Source organism: Thioclava sp. GXIMD4215, from assembly GCF_045291555.1.
Lineage (GTDB): Bacteria > Pseudomonadota > Alphaproteobacteria > Rhodobacterales > Rhodobacteraceae > Thioclava > Thioclava litoralis.
In genome coordinates this window covers 1,182,303-1,205,028 of the sequence record NZ_CP149515.1, presented here as the reverse complement: position 1 = coordinate 1,205,028, position 22,726 = coordinate 1,182,303, and the positions used below count along the sequence as shown (strand labels likewise).

Here is a 22,726-nt window from a genome sequence, read left to right as displayed (position 1 = left end):
TCTGAAAAAGGCGCCCACCGGATCTGGTGGGCGCCTTTTTTGTTATTCCAGCTCGATCAGAAGATCTTTCGCATCGATCTGCGCGCCGGGGGTGACGTGGATTGCCTTCACCACCGCGTCGCGATCCGCCGAGAGGCCCGTCTCCATTTTCATCGCTTCGATGGTCAGAAGCAGGTCGCCTTGGCTGACCGTCTGTCCGACGGAGACCGCGATCGAGGCCACGACCCCGGGCATCGGCGCACCGATATGGTTGGGGTTGCCCGCATCCGCTTTGGGGGCCGCTTTCGTTGCGGCCTTGACGCTGCGATTGGGCACGCGCACGGCGCGCGGCTGGCCGTTGAGTTCGAAGAAGACCTTCACATCGCCCTTCTCGTCGGTCTCGCTGGCCGTCTGGTAGCGGATTTCCATCGTCTTGCCGGGGTCGATTTCCACCGCAATCTCGTCGGCAGGTTCCATCCCGTAGAAAAACACCGGCGTGGGCAGCGCACGCACCGGACCATAGGTCTCGTGGCGGCGGGCATAATCGGTGAAGACCTTCGGATACATGAGATAGGCGGCGAGATCCTCGTTATCGATCTCGGCCCCGTCCAGTTCCGCCGAAAGTTTCGCACGGGTCTCTTCCAGATCAACGGCAGGCAGGTGCAGGCCGGGACGTTCGGTCGAGGGGCGCTCGTCTTTCAGCACCTTCTTCGAGATCGCTTCCGGCCAGCCTCCGGGCGGTTGGCCCAGATTGCCGCGCAGCATATCCACCACCGAATCGGGGAAGGACATTTCGCGTTTGGGGTCGAGCACATCGGTCTTGGTCAGACCCTGCGCCACCATCATCAGTGCCATATCGCCCACAACCTTGGATGAAGGGGTCACTTTGACGATATCACCGAAGATCTGGTTGGCATCGGCATAGGCCTGCGCCACCTCGTGCCAACGCTCTTCCAGCCCAAGCGAGCGGGCCTGAGCCTTGAGGTTGGTGAACTGCCCGCCGGGCATCTCATGCAGATAGACCTCCGATGCAGGGGCCTGCATGCCCGATTCAAAGGCCGCATACTGGCCGCGCACGGCTTCCCAATAGTTCGACATGCGGCGGATGGTTCCGATATCCAGCCCCGTGTCGCGCGGGGTATGGCGCAGAGCCTCGACGATCGAGCCAAGGCAGGGTTGCGAGGTGCCGCCCGAAAACGCATCCATCGCCGCATCGACCGCATCCACACCGGCTTCGGCGGCTGCTAGAATGGTCGCCCCCGCCACGCCCGAGGTGTCATGCGTGTGGAAATGGATCGGCAGGCCGACCTCTTCCTTCAAGGCGCGCACCAGCATTCCGGCCTGCGTGGGTTTCAGAAGCCCCGCCATATCCTTCAGCCCCAGAACATGGGCGCCTGCGGCCTCAAGCTCTTTCGCCATGCCGACATAGTATTTCAGGTCGTATTTTGACCGCGCCGGATCCAGAAGATCGCCGGTATAGCAGATCGTGCCTTCGCAGACCTTATTCGCCTCGATCACCGCATCCATCGCGACGCGCATATTCTCGACCCAGTTGAGGCTATCGAAGACGCGGAACACATCCACGCCCGAGGTCGCGGCCTGTTTCACGAAGAACTGCACCACATTATCGGGGTAGTTGGTATAGCCCACACCATTCGAGGCGCGCAGCAGCATCTGCGTCATCACATTGGGCATCGCCGCGCGAATGTCGCGCAAGCGCTGCCACGGGCATTCCTGCAAGAAGCGGTAAGCCACATCGAAGGTCGCACCGCCCCAGCACTCGACCGAGAAGAGATCGCCCAGATTGGCCGCATAGACCGGTGCGGCCTTGATCATATCGATCGACCGCATCCGCGTCGCCAGCAGCGACTGGTGGCCGTCGCGCATGGTGGTGTCGGTCAGCAGCAGCTTCGTCTGCGCCTTCATCCAGTCAGCTACGGCCTGCGGGCCTTTTTCTTCCAGCAGGTTGCGCGTGCCGGGTTTCACCGTGCCGCCGAGATCGGGCAGGACAGGCGGTTTGGCATCGGCCGCAGGCTTGGCACGACCTGTCGTTTCCGGATGCCCGTTCACGGTGATATCGGCGATGTAGTTCAGGATCTTCGTGCCGCGGTCCGCGCGGGTCTTGAAGTCGAATAGATCCGGCGTGGTATCGATGAATTTCGTCGTATAGCTCATATCCAGGAAGGTCGGATGCTTGAGCAGGTTGATGACGAAATCGATATTGGTCGACACCCCGCGCACGCGGAATTCGCGCAGCGCACGATCCATGCGCGAGATCGCCTGTTCCGGTGTCGGCGCACGGGCGGTGACCTTGACCAGAAGGCTGTCATAATAGCGGGTGATCACGCCGCCAGCATAGGCGGTGCCGCCATCCAGACGGATGCCGTTGCCGGTGGCCGAGCGATAGGCCTGAATGCGGCCATAATCGGGGATGAAGTTGTTCTGCGGATCTTCGGTGGTCACGCGGCATTGCATCGCATGGCCCAGAAGGTGCACATCCGCCTGACTGGCGACACCGGTCGCTTCGGCCAGAGTGGCGCCTTCCGCGATGCGGATCTGGCTTTGCACGATGTCGATGCCGGTCACCTCTTCGGTGACGGTATGTTCCACCTGCACGCGCGGATTGACCTCGATGAAGTAGAACTTCTCGGTGTCCATATCCATCAGGAATTCAACGGTGCCTGCGTTCTGATAGCCCACAGCCTGACCGATTTTCAGCGCCAGTGCACAGACCTCTTCGCGCTGCTCTGGCGAAAGATAGGGGGCAGGGGCGCGCTCGACGACCTTCTGGTTGCGGCGCTGCACGGTGCAGTCGCGTTCGTAAAGATGATAGAGATGGCCATGCGTATCGCCCAGAAGCTGCACCTCGACGTGGCGGGCACGCAGGATCATCTTCTCCAGATAGCCCTCGCCATTGCCAAAGGCGGCCTCGGCCTCGCGGCGGCCTTCGCGGACCTTCTCCACCAGCTCCTCGGGGCCGTTGATCGGACGCATGCCGCGCCCGCCACCACCCCAAGAGGCCTTCAGCATCAGCGGATAGCCGATCTCGGCGGCCTCTGCCTTGATCGCGTCGAAATCATCGCCCAGCACTTCGGTCGCGGGGATCACCGGCACATCGGCCTTGATCGCCACACGCCGCGCCGAGGCCTTGTCGCCCAAAGCCCGCATCGTTTCGGCCTTGGGGCCGATGAAGGTGATGCCGTTCTTGGCACAGGCTTCCACGAAATCGGGGTTCTCCGACAGCAGACCGTAACCGGGATGGATCGCATCCGCACCCGAGAGCTTGGCCACGCGGATGATCTCGTCAATCGCCAGATAGGCGCCGACGGGGCTGAGCCCCTTGCCGATCTGATAGGCTTCGTCGGCCTTGAACCGGTGCAGGCCCAGCTTGTCTTCTTCGGCATAGACCGCAACGGTCTTCTTACCCAGTTCATTGGCGGCGCGCATCACGCGGATGGCAATCTCGCCTCGGTTGGCAACAAGGATCTTTTCGAACATCGAGCCATTCTCCTCCTACTCGTCCAGGCCGAAGCCTAGCGATGCCGCAGTGCAGCGCAAGTCTTCATGCTTTGAAAATATGCAAAACCGGAAAGTTTTTTTTACCAAAACTTCGCATTTTGCCCGAACGGCTCCGCGACGTCGATTTTTGCAGCGTTCGCGACCTGCCGTGGCACACCGATCCGGCAGGCTATTGACAGATGCCCCGCTTCGGGCAAAGCAGGGCCCATGACGGATTTCCGCCCGGTGGGCTATATCATTGGTCTTCTGATAACCGCGCTGGGCATTTTCATGCTGATTCCGGCGGCACTGGACCTGTATCGCGGGGACCCCAACTGGTATGCCTTTGCCGAAAGCGCGTTTATCTGCGTGGCAAGCGGCGGACTTCTGGCAATGGCGGCGCATGACAGTCTGGGCGCGGTGCTGACCCTGCGCCAGAGTTTCGTGCTGACCAGCGGCGTCTGGCTGGCCCTGCCTGCGATGGGGGCGCTGCCCTTTATCATCGGGGCGCCGCATCTGTCGTTCACCGATGCCTATTTCGAGGCGATGTCGGGCATGACAACCACCGGCACCACCGTGATCCCCAAGCTTGATGCCTTGCCGCATTCGGCCAATCTCTGGCGGGCCATCCTGCAATGGCTGGGGGGGCTGGGGATCATCATCGTTGCCATGATCTTCCTGCCGGTGATGAAAGTGGGCGGGATGCAGTTTTTCCGGTCCGAAGGGTTCGATACGCTTGGAAAGGTGCTGCCCCGTGCCCGCGAGATCTCGCGCGCCCTGATCCGTATCTATCTCGGGCTTTCGATCCTGTGCTGTGCGGCTTTCATGATGTCGGGGATGAACCTCTATGACGCGATCCTGCATGCGCTGACCACCATCTCCACCGGCGGTTTCTCCAGCGAGGACAAAAGCTTCGGCGCCTATCTGGGGGCCCCGGAATATGTGGCCTCGGTCTTCATGCTGCTGGCGGCCATGCCCTTTATCCGCTTCGTCCAGCTTGTGCAGGGGGATGCCCTGCCGCTCTGGCGCGATCCGCAGGTGCGCGCTTTCCTGCGCTGGCATCTTTATGCGATCGTTGCCATCGTCTTCTATCGCATGATGCGGAGCGAGGATCCGTTCTGGCCGACCCTGCGCGAGACCATCTTCAACGTGGTCTCCACCTTTACCGGCACCGGATATTCCTCGGTGGATGTTACGGCTTGGGGGCATATGGCCTTCGTGATCCTGATCGTGGTGGGGCTGATCGGGGGCTGCACGGCCTCGACGGGCTGTTCGGTCAAGGTGTTCCGCTACCTGATCCTGATCGAGTCGATCAAGGCGCAGGTCCGCCGCCTCTACAGCCCGCACCGCGTGACGCTGATCCGCTATGACGGGCATCCGGTGGCCGAAGATGTGGTGAACTCGGTCATGGCGTTTTTCTCGTTTTTCATTCTCAGCTTCGGCCTGCTGATCGTGGCCTTGGCGCTGACGGGGCTGGAAACCCGCACCGCGATCACGGCGGCATGGACTGCCATTGCCAATGTCGGCCCCTGCTGGGGGCCGGAGGTCTCGGCCAATGGGTCGATCGTCAACTTCCCCGAAACCGCGAAATGGCTGATGTCCTTCGGGATGTTCCTTGGGCGGCTCGAGCTACTTTCGGTGCTTGTGCTGTTTCTGCCGCGGTTCTGGCGCGGGTGAAGGCGGAATTTTTTCAAACGTCTGTCTAATCATACACCAGCTGGCAAACAGGGCGGTGATACCGAACAGGGCCATAAACGCGTCTGCCTCGTAGCGTGGGCGCGTATATCGTTTTAAGGCGATCTCGCGCGTGTTCAGGAAGGGATGGATTTCGGGGATTGTTCCTTCGACTTTATAGCCCTGTTGCAGGAGCATTCTTCTGGCGGCATTCGGGACCACGGGCCTCTGCGACAGGACGCCCTGTACCGTGACTGACCAATAGGCGCGCAGGGTGGTCATCTGTTGGGGGTGGGGAAGGCTGTTCCATCGCTCAAGTTCCCGCTCGTTCTTGAAGACGATAATCGCAGCGACCTGCCGGTCTGCAGCGTTGACGATTGTACCGAACACAGGTGTGATGATGCGCTTGCGTGTCACCCTGCTGCTGCGTTCTTCAACGCGGTAGGCGGCGCTTGACATGATGACTAAGGCATTAATTTCGTGAAAAATAGAGGTGTCTTCGGAAAGCTGTGCCGTGATGCTATCAAGGCGTGGCTCTGGCCGCGACAGTGCCTCGCGGGCGGTTTTTGCATAGCTGTGATGATCGTGGATTGTAGTTGGCAGGACGGCGAAGAATATGCCCACCCCGAACACAAACATTATGACGCTGCCGATTGCCCATAGCAGCCGGACGCCTGCATTCTTCAAATAGCTCATGAAAATCCTTGAAAAAGTAAGGCGCCCCGAAGGGCGCCCTTTGTCGTCAGCCAAGCGCATCGTTGCAGCGTTGGCAGGTGTGGGGGTGCTTATGCGTGCCGACATCCGGCAGGATACGCCAGCAGCGCTCGCATTTCTCGCCATCGGCCATCTCGAAGACCACAGCGACGCCCGTCACATCGGGCAGGCGGAAGGCTTCGGCGGGGGCCGGATCGGCGGTCAGCGTCAGGGCGGAGGTGATGCAGAGATCCTCGAAGGGCACCGTTTTCAGCAGCTCCAGCAGATCGGCATCTTCCACATGAACCACCGGTGCGGCTTCCAGCGAGGCGCCGATCACCTTGTCGCGGCGCTGCACTTCCAGAGCCGCCGTCACCGCGCGGCGAGCACGGCGGATCGCTTCCCACTTCTTGGCCAGAGCCTCGTCACGCCAAGCATTGGGCGTTTCGGGGAAGTCCTCCAAGTGGACCGAGGCCTCGGCGCCATCAAAGCGCGACAGCCAGACGTCTTCCATCGTGAAGGGCAGGATCGGCGCCAGCCATGTGGTCAGGCGGTGGAACAGGATATCCATCACCGTACGCGCGGCGCGGCGGCGGATGCTATCTGCCGGATCACAGTAAAGCGCATCCTTGCGGATGTCGAAATGGAAGGCCGAGAGCTCGATCGTGCAGAAGGTGAAGAGCTTCTGGAACACGGACTGGAAGTTGAAGGCCCGGTAATCGGCCTGGATTTCCGCGTCCAGCTCCGCCAGACGGTGCAGGATGAAGCGCTCGAGTTCGGGCATCTGCGCGACATCCAGACGCTCGCTCTCGTCGAAATTCTTCAGCGCGCCCAGCATATAACGCAGGGTATTGCGCAACCGGCGGTAGCTATCGGCCACGCCTTTCAGGATCTTCGGGCCGATCCGCTGGTCTGCGGTGTAGTCCGATTGCGCCACCCACAGACGCAAAATGTCCGCGCCATATTCCGAGATCACCTCTTGCGGGGCCACGGTATTGCCGATGGATTTGGACATTTTCATGCCCTTCTCATCCAGCGTGAAGCCGTGGGTCACCACATTGCGGTAAGGCGCACGGCCCTTGGTGGCCGAAGCCTGCAGGAGCGAGGAATGGAACCAGCCGCGGTGCTGGTCGGTGCCTTCCAGATAGACATCCGCGATGCCATCCTTAGTGCCGTCCGCGCGGTCGCGCAGCACGAAAGCATGGGTGGACCCGCTATCGAACCACACGTCGAGCACGTCGAAGACCTGATCATAGTCGTCGGGGTTCACGATGCCGTCCAGAACGCGGGCCTTGAAGCCCTCCTCATACCAGACATCCGCGCCTTTTTCCTCGAAGGCTGCGGTGATGCGGGCGTTGACTTCCGCATTGCGCAGCAGGAAGTCCTCGGCATCGGGTTTGGCGCCGCGCTTGGTGAAACAGGTCAGCGGCACGCCCCATGCGCGCTGGCGCGACAGAACCCAGTCGGGGCGGCTCTCGATCATCGAATGCAGGCGGTTCTTGCCACGCTCGGGGGTGAAGGCCACCAGCTCTTCGATGGATTTCAGCGCGCGCTCGCGGATGGTGTCACCATAGGTGCCCATGCCATCGTCCATCTTCACATCGATCGCGGCAAACCATTGCGGCGTATTGCGATAGATCAGCGGCGCTTTGGAACGCCAGCTATGCGGATAGCTGTGCTTCAGTTTGCCTTTGGCCAGAAGCGCACCGGCATAGGCCAGTTGCTTGATGTTTTCCACATTGGCGGGGCCGTCCTTGCCATCATCGGCCACGATCTTCATGCCTGCAAAGATCGGCAGATCGGCGCGATAGGACCCATCGGCCTCGATGTTATAGGTCATCTTGAGGCCGAATTTCAGGCCCAGCTGATAGTCGTCATCGCCGTGCGAGGGCGCGGTATGGACAAAGCCCGTGCCGGCATCATCGGTCACATGATCGCCCGGCAGCATGGGGACATCGTAATCCCATTCGCCATTGGCACCTTCGACACCCGCATAGGGGTGGTTCAGAACAACGCCTTCAAATTCCGACGTCGCCACATCGCGGATGCGCGAATAGCCCTCGACCTTGGCGGAATTCATCACGTCATCGGCCAGCTTGTCAGCCAGCACGATCAACTCGCCCGCCTCAGCGGTCGATTTGTCGGCGGGGATATCCACGCGGTAAAGCCCGTAGGACATCGACGGACCATAGGCCACCGCGCGGTTTTGCGGGATGGTCCAGGGCGTGGTGGTCCAGATTACGACCGAAGCCCCTTCCAGCACATCGGCCTTGGGCTTGAAGCGGACCCAGATCATATGGCTGGTGTGGTCGTGATATTCGACCTCGGCCTCGGCCAGAGCGGTTTTTTCAACCGGCGACCACATCACGGGTTTCGAGCCCTGATAGAGCGTGCCATTCATCAGGAATGTCATGAACTCTTCCGCAATGACGCGCTCGGCGTGGAAGTTCATGGTCAGGTAGGGGTCGTCCCAGTTGCCATAGACGCCGAGGCGCTTGAATTCCTCGCGCTGGATATTCACCCAGCCTTCGGCAAACTTGCGGCATTCCTGACGGAAGTCGATGACAGGCACCTCGTCCTTGTCCTTGCCCGCCTTGCGGTATTGTTCCTCGATCTTCCATTCGATCGGCAGGCCGTGGCAATCCCAGCCCGGCACGTAACGGGCGTCATGGCCCATCATCTGATGCGAACGGGTGATGATATCCTTGATGACCTTGTTCAGCGCGTGACCGATATGCAGGTGGCCATTGGCATAGGGAGGGCCGTCATGCAGCGTGAAAGGTGTGCGGCGGCCCGCTTTGGCCTTGTCGCGCAGGCGGTCATAGATGCCGATTTTCGCCCAACGCTCGAGCCATTCGGGCTCGCGCATGGGCAGCCCTGCGCGCATCGGAAAGTCGGTTTCGGGCAAGAATACGGTATCGTGGTAATCGACGGATTTGTCGGTTGTGTCGGCACACATAGGGGGAACATCCTTGGAAGGGGATCGGTCGGGCGGCGGCTTGCCTGCCCGTCATTCGGTACACATCACCCGGCTACCCTGACGCGTCAGAGCGCCGGGCCGGTAATTCGCAGGATGTGGTCACGCAATGTCATGAGGGCCTTATAGGCGGGGAGGCAGGTCTGGGCAAGCGCTTGCTTGCAGGAGATGGCAGGCAGGGGCGCTGCCCCTCTTGGGGCTTTGCCCCAATTCACCCCGGGATATTTGGGGCAGCTGGAGGCGGTCATGAAAAAGGCACCCCGAAGGGTGCCTTTCCTTGGATCTGGTCGGGCGCTTAGTTGCGCGATTTGTCGACCAGTTTGCCTTTGCCGATCCAGGGCATCATTTCGCGCAGTTTCGCGCCGACGCGCTCGATCTCGTGCTCGTCATTGGCACGGCGCGAGGCTTTGAGCGTCGGTTGGCCGACGGAGTTTTCCAGCATGAAGTCGCGGACGAATTTGCCGGTCTGGATGTCCGACAGGACGGCTTTCATGCGGGCTTTGGTTTCCTCGTAGGGAAGAACGCGCGGGCCGGACACGTATTGGCCGTATTCTGCGGTGTTCGAGATCGAGTAATCCATGGTGGCGATGCCGCCTTCATAGATCAGGTCCACGATCAGTTTCATTTCGTGCAGGCACTCGAAATAGGCCATTTCCGGCTCGTAGCCCGCTTCGACGAGGGTCTCGAAGCCGCAACGGATCAGTTCGACCACGCCACCGCACAGAACGGCCTGTTCGCCGAAGAGGTCGGTTTCGCATTCCTGACGGAAGTTGGTCTCGATGATGCCCGAGCGGCCGCCACCGATGGCCGAGCAATAAGAGAGCGCGATATCCTGCGCGCGGCCCGATGCGTCGGTTTCAACGGCGAAGAGGCAGGGCACGCCGCCGCCTTTGACATATTCGCCACGCACGGTGTGGCCCGGGCCTTTGGGGGCCATCATGATGACGTCGACGCCGGCTTTCGGCTCGATCAGGCCGAAATGCACGTTCAGGCCGTGTGCGAATGCGATTGCCGCACCTTCGCGCAGGTTGTCATGGACGTATTTCTTGTAGGTTTCGGCCTGCAGCTCGTCGGGCATGGCGAACATGATGACATCTGCCCAAGCGGCGGCTTCAGCGATGCCCATGACTTTCAGGCCTTCGGCTTCGGCTTTCTTGGCCGAGGGCGAGCCTTCGCGCAGCGCGATGGCAAGGTTTTTCGCGCCCGAATCGCGCAGGTTCAGCGCGTGGGCATGGCCTTGGCTGCCATAGCCGAGGATGGCAACCTTGAGGTCCTTGATCAGGTTCACATCGCAGTCGCGATCATAGAATACACGCATGTTCTTTCCTCCACTTGCGTTTGGTGCGCAGTTTACAGGCTGTGGTCGGAATTCCCATGACGTTTTGCATGAATTATGTATAATAATGAAATTCCAATTCGGAAATAATGCATATGGTGTAATGGTCATGCAAATTGATGATGTGGACCGGAGGATTTTGCGCCATCTGATGGCCGATCCCTCGCAAAGCAATGCCGATCTGGCCGAGCGGGCGGGGCTGACCACGGCCACCTGCTGGCGCCGGATCGAGAAGATGCAGGCCGAAGGGGTGTTGCAAGGGCGGCAGGCGATTATCAACTGGCGCGCTTTGGGCTGGGAGGTGGAGGTGTCTTTACGCTTCACGCTGGATAAGACCAACCCGCGGTCCTTCGACCAGTTTCTGGAGGCGGCGCGGCAGGTGCCCGAGGTGATCGAGATCCAGACTTTTCTGGGCCAGACCGATGTGCGGTTGAATGTGATTGCCCGCGATATGGCGCATTACCAGCAGATCTACCGCAGCCAGATCCTGTCATTGCCGCATATCCAAGAGACAGACGCCCTGATGCTGATTTCCAAGGTGAAGGACAGTACGGAGCTGCCGCTATGATCGCGCTGGATGATACGGACCGCCAGATCCTGCGGGCCTTGGCCGAGGATGGCACGCTGAATGCCGGTGCTTTGGGGCGGCGGCTGGGGATGTCGCAGCCCTCGGCGTGGCGGCGAGTGAAGCGGTTGCAGGAGGCGGGCGTGCTGGCGGGCACGCGGGTGGTGATCGACCGCGCGGCGGTGGGCTTTGGGGTGACGGTCTTTCTGGGGATCAAGCTGGCGACCCGTGGCCGTGTCAGCCTTGAGGATTTCGAGCGCGCGGCAGGGGCGATCCCCGAGGTGCAGGTGATCCAGCACGTTCTGGGGCAGTTCGACTACCGCCTTCAGGTGACGGCCCGTGACATCCCCGATTTCGAGCGCGTCCTGCGTCGCCGGATCATGACCCTTCCGGCTGTGGGCCATGTCGAGGCGAATGTGATGCTGTCGGAAGAGCGGCGGCTTGGGCCGCTTGGGTGATGGTCAAATATACGCCTTTTGGTTACTTTTTGGGCTATCCTTGGTAATGCTAGGTGAAATCAGGCCCTTGGCTTCGGGGCAGCATGGACCTTCGCGATATTTGCGGGGATCTATGCGGAAAGAGGAGAGCGTATGTTTGACCAGAAGGGCCTGCCGCAGATGCAGCGCAGTCATGGCGAGGCTGCCGTGCGCTTTCATGCGGGGCGGCTGAAAGGGTTGCGTCAGCGTGGCTCGGCCAAGGCGCAACTGCCGCGGGTGGGTGATGTGCCGGAGGTGGTGTTTCTGAATACCTCGGGCGGGCTGACCTCGGGCGATACGCTGTCTTATGCGCTGGAGGTCGAGGGCGGGCGGGTCGTGGCGACCACGCAGGCCGCCGAGCGCGCCTATCGCGCCGATCAGGGCGCAGCGCTTGTGCGGGTAAGCCATCAGGTGGGCGCGGGCGGCTGGCTGGATTGGCTGCCGCAGGAGACGATCCTGTTTGATCGGTCTAATATCGACCGTCACACGGTGATCGATCTGGCCCCTGATGGGGGCTGTCTGATGCTGGAGGCCGTGGTGCTGGGGCGGCAGGCGATGGGTGAGACGGTGGAAACGCTCGCGCTGCGCGACCGCCGCGAGATCCGCCGCGCGGGGCGGCCCGTGATGATCGAACCCTTTGCCATGGGCTCGGCGGCACTGGGGCAGAGGGGCGCGATCTTGGGCGATGCCCGTGCCTTTGCCACCGTGGTGATGTGCTGTCAGGGGGCGGAGGACGCGCTTGGCCGCCTGCGCGATGTGCTTGACGAAGAGGGGGTCGAGGCGGCAGCTTCGGGCTTTGACGGTAAGGTGATTATGCGGTGCATCGCCAAGGACGGCTGGCCGCTGCGGAAACAATTATTGCGGGCGATGGCGGTCCTGCGGGGCAATAGGCCCGCGCCGCGTGTCTGGCAGATCTGAAGAAGAGGGATAAGATGAACCTGACCCCGAGGGAAAAGGAAAAGCTGATGGTCAGCCTTGCCGCCATGGTGGCGCGCGGGCGGCTGGAGCGCGGTGTGAAGCTCAACCACCCCGAGGCGATTGCGATCATCTCCGATTTCGTGGTCGAGGGCGCGCGTGCGGGCCGGTCGGTGGCAGAGCTGATGGAGACCGGCGCCGAGGTGATCACCCGCGAACAATGTATGGAGGGCATCCCCGAGATGATCCATTCCATTCAGGTCGAGGCCACTTTCCCCGATGGCACGAAACTCGTGACCGTCCACCACCCCATTCGCTGATACCAAGGACATCCCATGAAACATCTCAAGAAAACCATCGCCGCAGCCGCCCTTCTGCCCAGCGTTGCTATGGCGCATCCGGGCCATGAGGCAGGCACTGTTTTGGCCGGTATGGAACACCCGCTTTCCGGCGCGGACCATATTCTGGCGATGGTCGCCATTGGCCTGATGGCCGTGCAACTGGGTGGCCGCGCGCTTTGGGCGGTGCCTGCGGGCTTTGTGGGCTCCATGCTGGTCGGTGCGGCGATGGGCGCACATGGCGTGGCGTTCTTCTCGGTCGAGCCGCTGATCCTTGCCTCGATCATCGTGCTGGGCGCGGTGGTGGCTCTGTCGGCACGCCTGCCGGTGGCGGCTTTGGTGCCGATGGTGGCGCTTTTCGGCATGGCGCATGGCTGGGCGCATGGGGCGGAAGGTCCGGCCCATGGGATGGCGGCCTATTTCGCGGGCTTCACGCTGGCGACGGCTGCTCTGCATGTTGCGGGCATGGTCTTTGGCCGTGTGATCCACCGCTTCGCCCTGCGCGGTATGGGCGTTGCCACGGCGGTGGCGGGTCTTGCTTTGGCCTTTGCGGGGTAAGCGCATGATCCCCGGTGAAATCTTCCCCGCTGCAGGCGAGATCACGCTGAACGAAGGGCTGACCCCGATCACCCTTCTGGTCGCCAATACCGGAGACCGGCCCATTCAGGTCGGGAGCCACTATCATTTTGCCGAGACCAACCCCGGTCTGCAGTTCGACCGCGAGGCCGCGCGGGGCTATCGTCTGGATATCGCCGCAGGCACCGCCGTGCGCTTCGAGCCGGGCCAGTCGCGCGAGGTCACGCTTGTGCCCTATCGCGGCACCCGCGAGGTCTGGGGCTTCAACCAGAAGGTCATGGGGAAGCTGTAACCCCGAGGGAGCATATCATGTCGCCAGTGACGGCCTATCGTTTATGGTTTGAATATGCCCGTATGATGGGCGAGGCGCAGATGGTGATTGCCATGCGTGTCGCCGGAATGGCCGGTTTCTGGTCGATGGCGCCCTCTGAGATGACGCGGATGGTCGCGGAAAAGCAGAAGGCCGCGGTGGAAAGCTGGACCAAAGCCTCGCAGGCGGCAGTCTCGGGTAAGTCGCCGGAGACGGTTGCTCGGGCTGCGCTGCGGCCTGTGGCGCGGCGCACTCGCGCCAATGTGAAACGGCTGGGCAAACGTGGCCCCTCTGTACCGGGGCGCAAATGAGGGCGGCTGTGGTTGTGGCGCTTTTGTGGGGTGCACCCCTCTGGGCGCAAGACTGCGCGGACCCGCAGACGCAGGCCGATATGACGGGCTGTGCGGCGCTTGATTTCTCGCAAGCCGATGCCGCTCTGAACGCGGAATATGCTGCGACCCGCGACCGTGCCAAGGCGCGGGGCGTAGCTCAGGCCGATGCGCTCTTGCAGGCACAGCGGGCATGGATCGCCTATCGTGATGCCGCCTGCAAGGCGCAGGGGCTCGAATTCGAGGGTGGCTCCCTAGAGCCCATGGTCGTGGCTATGTGCAAGACCGAGCTAACACAGCGGCGCAGCGAGGATCTGCGCCGCCTCTACGAAAACCAGTGAGTGGAGGCTTAGATGCCCGCCAAGATTTCCCGCGCCACCTATGCCGATATGTTCGGCCCGACCACCGGCGACCGTCTGCGTCTGGCCGATACCGATCTGATCATCGAGGTCGAACGCGACCTGACCACCTATGGCGAAGAGGTCAAATTCGGTGGTGGTAAGGTGATCCGCGATGGTATGGGCCAGAGCCAGATCACCCGTGCAGGCGGGGCGGTCGATACCGTCATCACCAATGCGCTGATCGTCGATCATTCGGGCATCTATAAGGCCGATGTGGCTTTGCGCGACGGGCGGATCCATGCGATTGGCAAGGCGGGCAACCCCGATACCCAGCCGGGCGTGGATATCATCATCGGGCCGGGCACCGAGGTGATTGCAGGCGAGGGCAAGATCCTGACCGCAGGCGGGATGGATGCGCATATCCATTTCATCTGCCCGCAGCAGATCGAGGATGCGCTGGCCTCGGGCATCACCACCATGCTGGGCGGCGGCACCGGCCCCGCGCATGGGACGCTGGCCACCACCTGCACGCCCGGTCCGTGGCATATCTCGCGGATGCTGCAGTCCTTTGATGCCTTCCCGATGAACCTCGCGCTTTCGGGTAAGGGCAATGCCTCGCGCCCCGAGGCGCTGGTCGAAATGGTCAATGCCGGTGCCTGTGCTATGAAGCTGCATGAGGACTGGGGCACCACGCCTGCTGCCATCGATTGCTGCCTGTCGGTGGCCGATGACATGGATGTGCAGGTGATGATCCATACCGATACGCTCAATGAATCGGGCTTTGTCGAGAATACTCTGGCCGCGATCAATGGCCGCACGATCCACGCCTTCCATACTGAGGGCGCGGGCGGCGGCCATGCGCCCGATATCCTGCGTGTGGTGGGCGAGGAAAACGTGATCCCGTCCTCCACCAATCCGACGCGCCCCTATACCGGCAATACGGTGGAGGAGCATCTGGATATGCTGATGGTCTGCCACCACCTTGATAACAAGGTGCCCGAAGATGTGGCCTTCGCTGAAAGCCGTATCCGCAAGGAGACCATCGCCGCCGAGGACATCCTGCATGACATGGGTGCTATGTCGATCATCTCGTCCGACAGTCAGGCGATGGGCCGCGTGGGCGAGGTCATCATCCGCTGCTGGCAGACCGCGGATAAGATGAAGAAACAGCGTGGCCGTCTGGCCGAGGAAACCGGCGATAACGACAATGCCCGCGTCAAACGCTTCATCGCGAAATACACGATCAATCCGGCGATCTGCCACGGGATCTCGCAGCATATCGGCTCGGTCGAGGTGGGCAAGCGCGCCGATCTGGTGCTCTGGAACCCTGCCTTCTTTGGCGCCAAGCCCGAGATGGTGCTGATGGGGGGCATGATTGTTTCGGCGCAGATGGGCGACCCCAATGGCTCGATCCCCGCGCAGCCCTTCTATACCCGCAATATGTTCGGCGCCTATGGCGGGGCGCTGGGGGCTTCGGCTGTGACCTTTGTCTCTCAGGCGGCCGAGGCCGATGGGGTCGCGGCCAAGCTGGGGCTGCAAAAACAGGTGCTGGCGGTGAAAGGCACGCGCGGCATCGGCAAGGCGGATATGATCCATAATGCCGCGCGCCCCAAGATCGAGGTGCATCCCGAAACCTATGAGGTGCGCGCCAATGGCGAGCTATTGACCTGTGAACCCGCCACCGAACTGCCGCTTGCGCAGCGCTACTTCCTGTTCTGAGAGGATGTGGCGCAGGCCCTCAACTGGCCCTGATCCGGCGGAACAGCGTTTTGCGCGGCGGCGGGCCATCGATCTTGGCGATCTCGGGCAGATGCGCCAGCACGTCGACCTGTGTCTTGCGGCGCAGGCGGATGGTGCGGGTGATCTTTTCGCGCGAATAGGACGGGTTCTTACGGATGTCGTCGGGCAGAAGACGCGGGTCGAAAATTCGCTCGCGGCTGGTGACAAGCTCGACCTTATGCCATTGGCCGATGCGCGGCATCTCGGCTTCGGTCAGCCATGCTTCGCGCAACTCTGCCTCTCGCTGGCGCAGCCGCATGATCTCCGAACGGATCTGCGCAAGTTCATCGGCGGGGGTAAGACCTGACATATGCCTCTTCTCCTATGCATCCTCGGGGCGAATATTCCGCAAGAATGTTAAAGACATATCTAACAATGAGGCCATTATGAGCGAAAAAATCGTATCATCTGCAGTTGAATCCGCTGGACAGTGGCATTCCGCCGATGGCGCGGTCGCGCTGGATTACGAAGGGCGCTTTCTGCGGCGCAAACGGTTGACCATGCTGTCGGGGGAAAGCTTCCTTGTGGATCTGCCCGAGGTCACCAATCTGCGCGGCGGCGAGGCGTTTGTGCTGTCCGATGGGCGTCGGGTCGAGGTCACCTGTGCCGAAGAGCCTGTGCTGGTGATCACCGGAGATCTGGCGCGGCTGGCATGGCATATCGGCAACCGCCATACGCCTTGCCAGATCGAGGCCGACAGGCTGGTGATCCGTCAGGACCATGTGCTTGAGGCGATGCTCAAGCAACTTGGCGCAACCGTCAGCCATGCGGATGCGCCCTTCGCCCCCGAGAGCGGCGCCTATGGCATGGGCCGCACGATGGGCCATGACCACGGGCCAGATCACACCCATGCCCACCACGATCATGACCACGGGCACAGCCATGACCACGGGCATGATCATGGGCATCATCACCATCACGACCATTCGCACGGGTAAGGCGATGGCAGCGGCACTTCTGTCTTTGGTGCAATGGATGTCTCCGGCCTTCCCGACCGGAGCCTTCGCCTATAGCCACGGGTTGGAACAGGCGATAGCTATGGGAGAGGTCTCGGATGAGGCGGGGCTGTCGCAATGGCTGCGCGATATCCTGCATCACGGGGCAGGGTGGAATGATGCGGTTCTTCTAGGCCTCGGGCTTCAGGGCCATGCGCTGGAGGATCTGGATGCCCATGCCCGCGCGCTTTCCGCCAGTGCCGAGCGCCTGCGCGAAACGCTCGAACAGGGCACGGCCTTCGCCAAAGCACAGGCACAGATGAATGGCACGGATGAGCCCGCCGAGGTCTCGCTGCCGGTGGCGGTGGCGCAGGCCGCGCGGGGCATGGATCTGCCGCGCGAAGAGATTATTGCTCTGTTTCTGCATAGCTTTTCCTCGAACCTTGTGTCCTGTGCGGTGCGCTTTGTGCCTTTGGGTCAGGCGCAGGGGCAAAGGGTGCTGGCGGGGCTGCATCCCGATATTGCGCAGATCGCCGCGAAAGCCAGCCACGCGGGGTTGGATGACCTCGCAGCGGCGGCCTTTCGTGCCGATCTGGGAGCGATGCTGCATGAAACTCTGGATGTGCGCATCTTCAAGACATAGGGGCAAGCGGCCCCGCAAGAAGGAGACAGAAATGGCAAACGGACCTTTGCGCGTCGGTATCGGCGGCCCCGTTGGCGTAGGTAAGACGACCCTGACCGAACAGCTGTGCCGCGCCTTGGCGGGGCGGTGCTCGATGGCGGTGGTGACCAATGACATCTACACCCGCGAGGATGCCGAGGCCCTGATGCGGGCGCAGGTGCTGCCTGCCGACCGTATCCGAGGCGTCGAGACTGGCGGCTGCCCGCATACCGCAATCCGCGAGGATGCCTCGATCAATCTGGCGGCGATTGCCGATCTGAACAAGGCCTTCCCCGACCTTGATCTGGTGCTGATCGAATCGGGCGGCGATAATCTGGCGGCAACCTTCAGCCCCGAGCTGGCCGATCTGACGATCTATGTCATCGACACGGCGGCAGGGCAGGACATCCCGCGCAAGCGGGGGCCGGGGGTGACGCGCTCGGATCTGCTGGTGGTCAACAAGACCGATCTTGCGCCTTATGTCGGAGTGGATACCGACCTTCTGCAAAGCGATACGGCCAAGGCGCGCGGCACGCGGCCCTATGTGCTGGCGCAGCTGAAAGCGGGCAAAGGCGTGCCCGAGATCGTGGCTTTTCTGGAGGAAGAAGGCGGGCTGGCTCTGCGGGAGCCTGCCTGATCACCTCATCCCCAAACCCGCGCGCATCATCAGCTGGCGCACGGGTTTCAGCCCGTAGATCGCCCCCAAAGCGCCCGCCCGCAGATCGCGCAGCGGGCGCGGGGCGATCATCGAGACACGGTTGAGCATATCGATCCCCGCAATCCGCGCACGGACCTCGGGCCAGCGGGCGCGGTGGTAGGCGGTCAGCATCTGCGCCGAGCCCAGATCCTCGGCATGTTTGCGCGAAAGCTCCAGCAGGCAGCCGATATCGGCAAGGCTCATATTTAGTCCCTGCGCGCCAATCGGCGGGATGACATGGGCGGCCTCGGCAATCAGCGCGACCCGCTCGCCGTTCAAAGCCTGTGCATGCTGCACCCGCATCGGCCATACCGCGCGGCGGGTGGCCAGCGTCAGCGGCCCGAGGATGCCGGTCGAACGTTCCAGCATGGCGGCTTCAAAGGCCTCTTTGTCCAGCGCGGCCAGACGGTCGGCTTCGGCACCGCGCTCCATCCAGACGATAGCGGAACAATGCGCCCCATCGCGGTCGGGCAGGGGGACGAGGGTGAAAGGCCCGCCCGTGCGGTGGACCTCGGTCGAGACATTCTCATGCGGGACCGGATGGGTGACAGCAAAGGCCAGCGCCTTCTGGCCGTAGTGATGCAGCTTGGCCCCGATGCCCGCCGCCTGACGGATGAAACTGTCGCGCCCGTCGGCGCCGATCACCAGCTTGGCCTGAACCAGAGCACCATCCGACAGCGTCACCCGCGCCTCGGCCCGCCGCGTCACCAGCCCCGTGGTGGCCACGCCCGCGCGGAAATCGACATTGGGCAGCTCGGCCAGACGGGCAACCATCTCGCGCCGCAACAGCCAGTTGGGAAGGTTCCAGCCGAAGGGCTGATCCGAAATGTCGGAGGCGTCAAAATCACGGGTCAGCCGCGCCTCGGGCTTTTCGCCGCCCGCATCGACGATCCGCATGATCTGCAGCGCCGCAGCAAAGGGCGCCAGCCGCTGCCACAGCCCCGCCGCCTCAAGGATCTTCACCGAAGGCTGCAGGAAGGCCGTGGTGCGCATATCGGCCCCTTCGGCCTGCGCATCAGTGACGGGGGGCATCGGGTCCACGCAGATCACCTTGAAACCGGCCGTGCCGAAGGCTGCCGCTGCCGTCAGCCCCGCCACGCCACCGCCCGAAATCAGGATATCGGTCTGGATCGGATCTATGCTCATGGCGGCGGTCTTTCCTTGCTGTGTCTTGACCCTATCATAGCGCGGCTGGCGGTGAAGGCCAGATCATCCGGCCTTGATCAGCTGCGCCAGAAAGCCGCTTAGGTCATTGGTATGATGGCCGATATGATCTGCCTCAAGGGCCATGGGCGCGACATGCACGGTCTGCATCCCCAATTTATGCGGCACCTCCAGATTGCGGGCATCATCTTCGAACATCGCGCCTTCCTGCGGGCGGATGCCTGCCTTGCGGAAGACCATGTCAAAGGCTTCGGCACGGGGCTTGGGGTGGAAGTCCGCATGTTCGATGCCGTAGATCCCGTCAAACAGCCCCGAAAGCCCGCGCGCCGCCAGCACCTGTTCGGCATAGGGGGCCGAGCCATTGGTATAGACGATCTTGCGCCCCGGCAGCGCGCGGATGCCCTGCGCCAGCATGGGGTCGGGCGTGAGCGCGTCAAAAGAGATATCATGCACCTCATGCAGGAAGGGCAGCGGGTCGATCTGATGTTCATGCATCAGCCCCGCCAAAGTCGTGCCATAGAGCTTCCAGTAGTGGCTGCGCAGATGATGGGCGCGGGTCGCATCCACCTTCAGCTCGCGCATCACGTAATCTGCCATCTTTACCTCGATCTGTGAAAACAGCGCCACCTCGGGCGGATAGAGCGTATTATCAAGGTCGAAGACCCAGTCCGACACATGGTCGAAGCCGGAAAGCGGGGGGCGGTTCGGGGTACTCATACTATGGTCCATAGCGCGTTCGGGGGAATGGTGTAAATGTCGCACTTCTTCCGCTTGTCATATCCGGCGCTGGCTCCTAGGGTCGTCCGATGCAAAATGCGAGCCTGACAGGCGAGAGGGACCATGCAAAAAGACGCCTATACGCTGATCCTCGAAGCGATTGATGCCGGAACCTATAAACCCGGTGACCGTCTTGTTGAATCCGAACTGGCCGAGAGGCTGGGGGTGTCGCGCACGCCGGTGCGTGAGGCGCTGCAACGCCTCGAGACGCAATCCATGCTGGCGCGTGACGGACGCTCGCTGATTGTCGCGTCGCTCGATCATAACCAGTTGGCGGAACTCTATACTGTGCGTGCCGAACTCGAGGCGTTGGCGGCACGGCTGGCGGCGCGGCATGCGGCCCCCGAGGAAGTGCGCGTGATGCAGGCGATGATCGAGGAAGACCATCAGAAACTCGGAGATCCGATCGCGCTCAGCCGCGCCAATAAGCGGTTCCACCGGCAGATCCATCTGGCCTCGCATAACCGCTATCTGGTGCAACAGCTGGATCTTGTGCATCGGTCGATGGCGCTGCTGGCGACGACCTCGCTTGCGGCGGAGGGCCGTGGCGAGATCGCGCTTGCCGAACACCAGCGGATTGTCGATGCGATTGCGGCAGGTGACGAGGACGAGGCAGGGGCCGCGTTGCGCGCACATATCTCGGAGGCCTTCGTGACCCGCCTCAAAAGCGATGCGCGTGCTCATGGCGGGCAGCCGCAGTGATCAACTGATCCAGGGCGCCCGTTGGGGCCGTGGCGGGGCGGCAATCGGCACCTGTTCCGTCTGGCTGGCGGGCAGGGTGATGTGCAGGTCGAAGATCCCATGCGTGGTCTTGTCCCAGTAGAAGGGCTTCTGGACCAGTTCATAGATCGCTTTCCATCCTGCAATCGCTCCCAGCGGAAAATACAGATGCATGCTGGGCACCCAAGGGATCAGAAACCGGTGGCTTTCGCCGCGGACCGCCCACGCCGCAAGACAGATATTGAGAATCTCTGCGGTGACGAAAACGGCCACAAGCAGGGTGATCTGGGTGTCCGAAAGCAGGCTCTGGACGGGATGGGGCAAGCCGAAGACCATCAGCCAGAAGCTCCATAGCAGCGGGGCCAGCACGTATTGCGAAAGCGAGCCGAAGAACATCACCTGAAACGCCCAGAACCTGCGTGGCCCGAGATCTTCCATCAGCTTGCGGGGCGAGCGCATATGCACCGCCCAGGTGATCGCATAGCCCTTCAGCCAGCGCGAACGTTGTTTGACCCACGGCACCATGCGGCAATTCGCTTCTTCCTGCGTGACGGTCGGCACCAGTTCGGTGCGATATCCCTTGCGGGCCAGACGCACCCCGAGATCGGCATCCTCGGTCACGTTATGCGCATCCCAGCAGCCAAGCTCTTCCAGCACCTTGCGCCGGAAAAACAGGGTTGTGCCGCCCAAGGGGACCACAAAGCCAAGCTTGGCAATACCGGGCAGGACCATGCGGAACCATGTCGCATATTCGATGGTAAAACAGCGTGACAGCCAGTTCGTGCGCGGGTTGTAATAATCGAGAATGCCCTGCAGGCAGACGACTTCCGGCGGCGCTTTGGCAAAGCGGCGCGCAATCATGTGCAGCTGGTCGGGATGGGGCGCATCTTCGGCATCATAGACACCGATGATGCTGCCACGGCAGAAATTCAGCGCATAATTGAGCGCGCGGGGTTTTGTGCGGATGGGTCCGTCGGGCACGGGCAGAACCCGCATCCAGCGCGGCAGATCGGCCTTGGCCAGTGCATCGCGGGTCACATGATCGTCTTCCTCGACGACAAGCAGCATATCGAGCAGCTCGCGCGGATAATGCAGCCGCGACATGCGCGCCACCAGTCGCGCGGCAATATCGGGCTCGCGGAACATCGGGACCATGATGGAAATCACCGGGAGGCGGGCGGCAGGAGCAGGCGTGGTCTGGGGCATGTAGCGCGCGCTCCGTGCCTGCGTGATGCCTGCCCAGAGCTTCAGGGCGGAAGTCAGAACCAAGGTCAGGATGGCCCAGCCCGAGAGCAGCGCGAAGACAGCCAGAGGCATCAATGTCAGCCCCAATGCGCCCGCAAACAACACGCCGAACAGCCAGGTTGCCGCACGTCGTTCATCGCGCTCGCGACAGCTCATCTCGGAGGCAACGCGCGATTCCGCCCGACGAATCATCTGTGTCTTGCGGCGGGCCAGAAGACTGTCGGTAATGGTGCGTTCGGTCGCGATGGCCATGCGATAGGGGTCGTATTCCTTGGGCAGATCTTTCTGGATGCTGGCAAAGAGGTCGGGATGGGCGCAGGCCAAAAGCGTCACCCCGCCGACGCGCCGTATCGGCGCGATGACTTTGGTGCAGCAGAATTCCGCCCCGAGCGCGTCAATCAGGCGCGGATCTGGTGATTCGCGCGTCAGATCAATCGGGCTGGCGCCCCATTGCTGGGCAAGCGCGTGCATCAGCTGGGTCTCCGTGATCCAGCCATGCGCGATCAGGATATCGCCAAGCCGTGCATCCTCGCGCCCCCGTAGCGAGACGGCTTTCAGCAGGTCGCCCGGGCTGAGATAGCCCAGATCGACAAGGATCTGCCCCAGCGGCGCGCGGCCCACCCGTGCCCGCCTTGGCGGCGGTACGCGGCGCTTCTGGGCCGGTCGCAACAGTCTGAGATCGGACAGGTTGTCCGAAGTGACGGCCTTCTGGCCGTGCAAGGTCGTCTCCATGATTTCGCC

Annotated in this window: 22 protein-coding genes; 14 read left to right on the top strand and 8 right to left on the bottom strand. The window is 62.1% G+C overall.

The window, feature by feature from the left end; genetic code table 11:
- Positions 1–42 precede the first annotated feature (42 nt).
- Positions 43–3,477 carry a pyruvate carboxylase gene (locus tag WDB86_RS05835; protein WP_406736875.1) on the bottom strand — a complete coding sequence of 1,145 codons (3,435 nt, stop codon included), beginning with the start codon at positions 3,475–3,477 and terminating at the stop codon, positions 43–45.
- Between the two features lie 228 nt (positions 3,478–3,705).
- Here WDB86_RS05835 and WDB86_RS05830 point away from each other — a divergent pair, with 228 nt between their 5' ends.
- Positions 3,706–5,154 carry a TrkH family potassium uptake protein gene (locus WDB86_RS05830; protein WP_339109388.1) on the top strand — a complete coding sequence of 483 codons (1,449 nt, stop codon included), beginning with the start codon at positions 3,706–3,708 and terminating at the stop codon, positions 5,152–5,154.
- Here the strand turns inward: WDB86_RS05830 and WDB86_RS05825 are convergent.
- The 3 genes from WDB86_RS05825 to ilvC all read right to left on the bottom strand — a co-directional run bounded on the left by WDB86_RS05825 (position 5,107) and on the right by ilvC (position 10,139).
- Entirely contained in the window at positions 5,107–5,847 is a 741-nt protein-coding gene (locus tag WDB86_RS05825) for a hypothetical protein (RefSeq protein WP_339109389.1), read from the bottom strand. The genes WDB86_RS05830 and WDB86_RS05825 overlap by 48 nt on opposite strands.
- Positions 5,848–5,893: 46 nt before the next feature.
- Positions 5,894–8,803 (bottom strand): isoleucine--tRNA ligase, encoded by a 2,910-nt coding sequence (gene ileS / locus WDB86_RS05820; RefSeq protein WP_406736874.1) that lies wholly within the window; start codon positions 8,801–8,803, stop codon positions 5,894–5,896.
- 313 nt (positions 8,804–9,116) lie between these two features.
- Positions 9,117–10,139, bottom strand: coding sequence for a ketol-acid reductoisomerase (gene ilvC, locus WDB86_RS05815; protein ID WP_339109391.1), 1,023 nt, complete (start codon positions 10,137–10,139; stop codon positions 9,117–9,119).
- 127 nt (positions 10,140–10,266) lie between these two features.
- Between ilvC and WDB86_RS05810 the strand changes: the two genes are divergently transcribed.
- From WDB86_RS05810 to ureC, 9 genes are all read left to right on the top strand, one after another.
- Positions 10,267–10,725 (top strand): Lrp/AsnC family transcriptional regulator, encoded by a 459-nt coding sequence (locus WDB86_RS05810; RefSeq protein ID WP_339109392.1) that lies wholly within the window; start codon positions 10,267–10,269, stop codon positions 10,723–10,725.
- On the top strand, positions 10,722–11,180 hold the full coding sequence (locus tag WDB86_RS05805; RefSeq protein WP_339109393.1) for an Lrp/AsnC family transcriptional regulator: 459 nt from the start codon (positions 10,722–10,724) through the stop codon (positions 11,178–11,180). Before WDB86_RS05810 ends, WDB86_RS05805 begins: the two co-directional genes overlap by 4 nt.
- A gap of 132 nt (positions 11,181–11,312) precedes the next feature.
- A complete protein-coding gene (locus tag WDB86_RS05800) occupies positions 11,313–12,116 on the top strand; it encodes an urease accessory protein UreD (RefSeq protein WP_406736873.1) in 804 nt (267 codons plus the stop codon).
- 14 nt (positions 12,117–12,130) lie between these two features.
- Complete coding sequence (locus tag WDB86_RS05795) at positions 12,131–12,433, top strand: urease subunit gamma (RefSeq protein ID WP_339109394.1); 303 nt, start codon at positions 12,131–12,133, stop codon at positions 12,431–12,433.
- A gap of 15 nt (positions 12,434–12,448) precedes the next feature.
- The gene (locus tag WDB86_RS05790; RefSeq protein ID WP_406736872.1) at positions 12,449–13,009 is read left to right on the top strand and encodes a HupE/UreJ family protein; all 561 of its coding nucleotides are present in this window, start codon (positions 12,449–12,451) and stop codon (positions 13,007–13,009) included.
- Positions 13,010–13,013: 4 nt separating this feature from the next.
- Positions 13,014–13,319, top strand: a complete 306-nt coding sequence (locus WDB86_RS05785) for an urease subunit beta (protein ID WP_406736871.1) — start codon at positions 13,014–13,016, stop codon at positions 13,317–13,319.
- 17 nt (positions 13,320–13,336) lie between these two features.
- Complete coding sequence (locus WDB86_RS05780) at positions 13,337–13,648, top strand: antifreeze protein (RefSeq protein WP_406736870.1); 312 nt, start codon at positions 13,337–13,339, stop codon at positions 13,646–13,648.
- Positions 13,645–14,007, top strand: coding sequence for a lysozyme inhibitor LprI family protein (locus tag WDB86_RS05775; protein ID WP_406736869.1), 363 nt, complete (start codon positions 13,645–13,647; stop codon positions 14,005–14,007). Before WDB86_RS05780 ends, WDB86_RS05775 begins: the two co-directional genes overlap by 4 nt.
- A 12-nt stretch (positions 14,008–14,019) precedes the next feature.
- Positions 14,020–15,726, top strand: coding sequence for an urease subunit alpha (gene ureC, locus WDB86_RS05770; RefSeq protein ID WP_406736868.1), 1,707 nt, complete (start codon positions 14,020–14,022; stop codon positions 15,724–15,726).
- A 19-nt stretch (positions 15,727–15,745) separates the two neighbouring features.
- Here the strand turns inward: ureC and WDB86_RS05765 are convergent, their stop codons facing one another.
- Positions 15,746–16,096, bottom strand: a complete 351-nt coding sequence (locus WDB86_RS05765; RefSeq protein WP_406736867.1) for a hypothetical protein — start codon at positions 16,094–16,096, stop codon at positions 15,746–15,748.
- 76 nt (positions 16,097–16,172) lie between these two features.
- Here WDB86_RS05765 and WDB86_RS05760 point away from each other — a divergent pair, with 76 nt between their 5' ends.
- The 3 genes from WDB86_RS05760 to ureG are packed head-to-tail and all read left to right on the top strand — an operon-like array spanning position 16,173 to position 18,019.
- A complete protein-coding gene (locus WDB86_RS05760; protein WP_406736866.1) occupies positions 16,173–16,724 on the top strand; it encodes an urease accessory protein UreE in 552 nt (183 codons plus the stop codon).
- A gap of 4 nt (positions 16,725–16,728) precedes the next feature.
- Positions 16,729–17,364 carry an urease accessory protein UreF gene (locus tag WDB86_RS05755; protein ID WP_406737023.1) on the top strand — a complete coding sequence of 212 codons (636 nt, stop codon included), beginning with the start codon at positions 16,729–16,731 and terminating at the stop codon, positions 17,362–17,364.
- Positions 17,365–17,395: 31 nt separating this feature from the next.
- On the top strand, positions 17,396–18,019 hold the full coding sequence (gene ureG, locus WDB86_RS05750) for an urease accessory protein UreG (protein WP_339109402.1): 624 nt from the start codon (positions 17,396–17,398) through the stop codon (positions 18,017–18,019).
- Here the strand turns inward: ureG and WDB86_RS05745 are convergent, their stop codons facing one another.
- Positions 18,020–19,225 carry a UbiH/UbiF family hydroxylase gene (locus tag WDB86_RS05745; protein ID WP_406736865.1) on the bottom strand — a complete coding sequence of 402 codons (1,206 nt, stop codon included), beginning with the start codon at positions 19,223–19,225 and terminating at the stop codon, positions 18,020–18,022. It abuts the gene before it with no gap.
- A 63-nt stretch (positions 19,226–19,288) separates the two neighbouring features.
- Positions 19,289–19,960: a pyrimidine 5'-nucleotidase gene (locus tag WDB86_RS05740; RefSeq protein WP_406736864.1), complete on the bottom strand. Its 672-nt coding sequence runs from the start codon at positions 19,958–19,960 to the stop codon at positions 19,289–19,291.
- 123 nt (positions 19,961–20,083) lie between these two features.
- Here WDB86_RS05740 and WDB86_RS05735 point away from each other — a divergent pair, with 123 nt between their 5' ends.
- Positions 20,084–20,722, top strand: coding sequence for a GntR family transcriptional regulator (locus tag WDB86_RS05735; protein WP_339109404.1), 639 nt, complete (start codon positions 20,084–20,086; stop codon positions 20,720–20,722).
- Here the strand turns inward: WDB86_RS05735 and WDB86_RS05730 are convergent, their stop codons facing one another.
- Positions 20,723–22,717 carry a glycosyltransferase family 2 protein gene (locus WDB86_RS05730; protein WP_406736863.1) on the bottom strand — a complete coding sequence of 665 codons (1,995 nt, stop codon included), beginning with the start codon at positions 22,715–22,717 and terminating at the stop codon, positions 20,723–20,725.
- Positions 22,718–22,726: the final 9 nt, after the last annotated feature.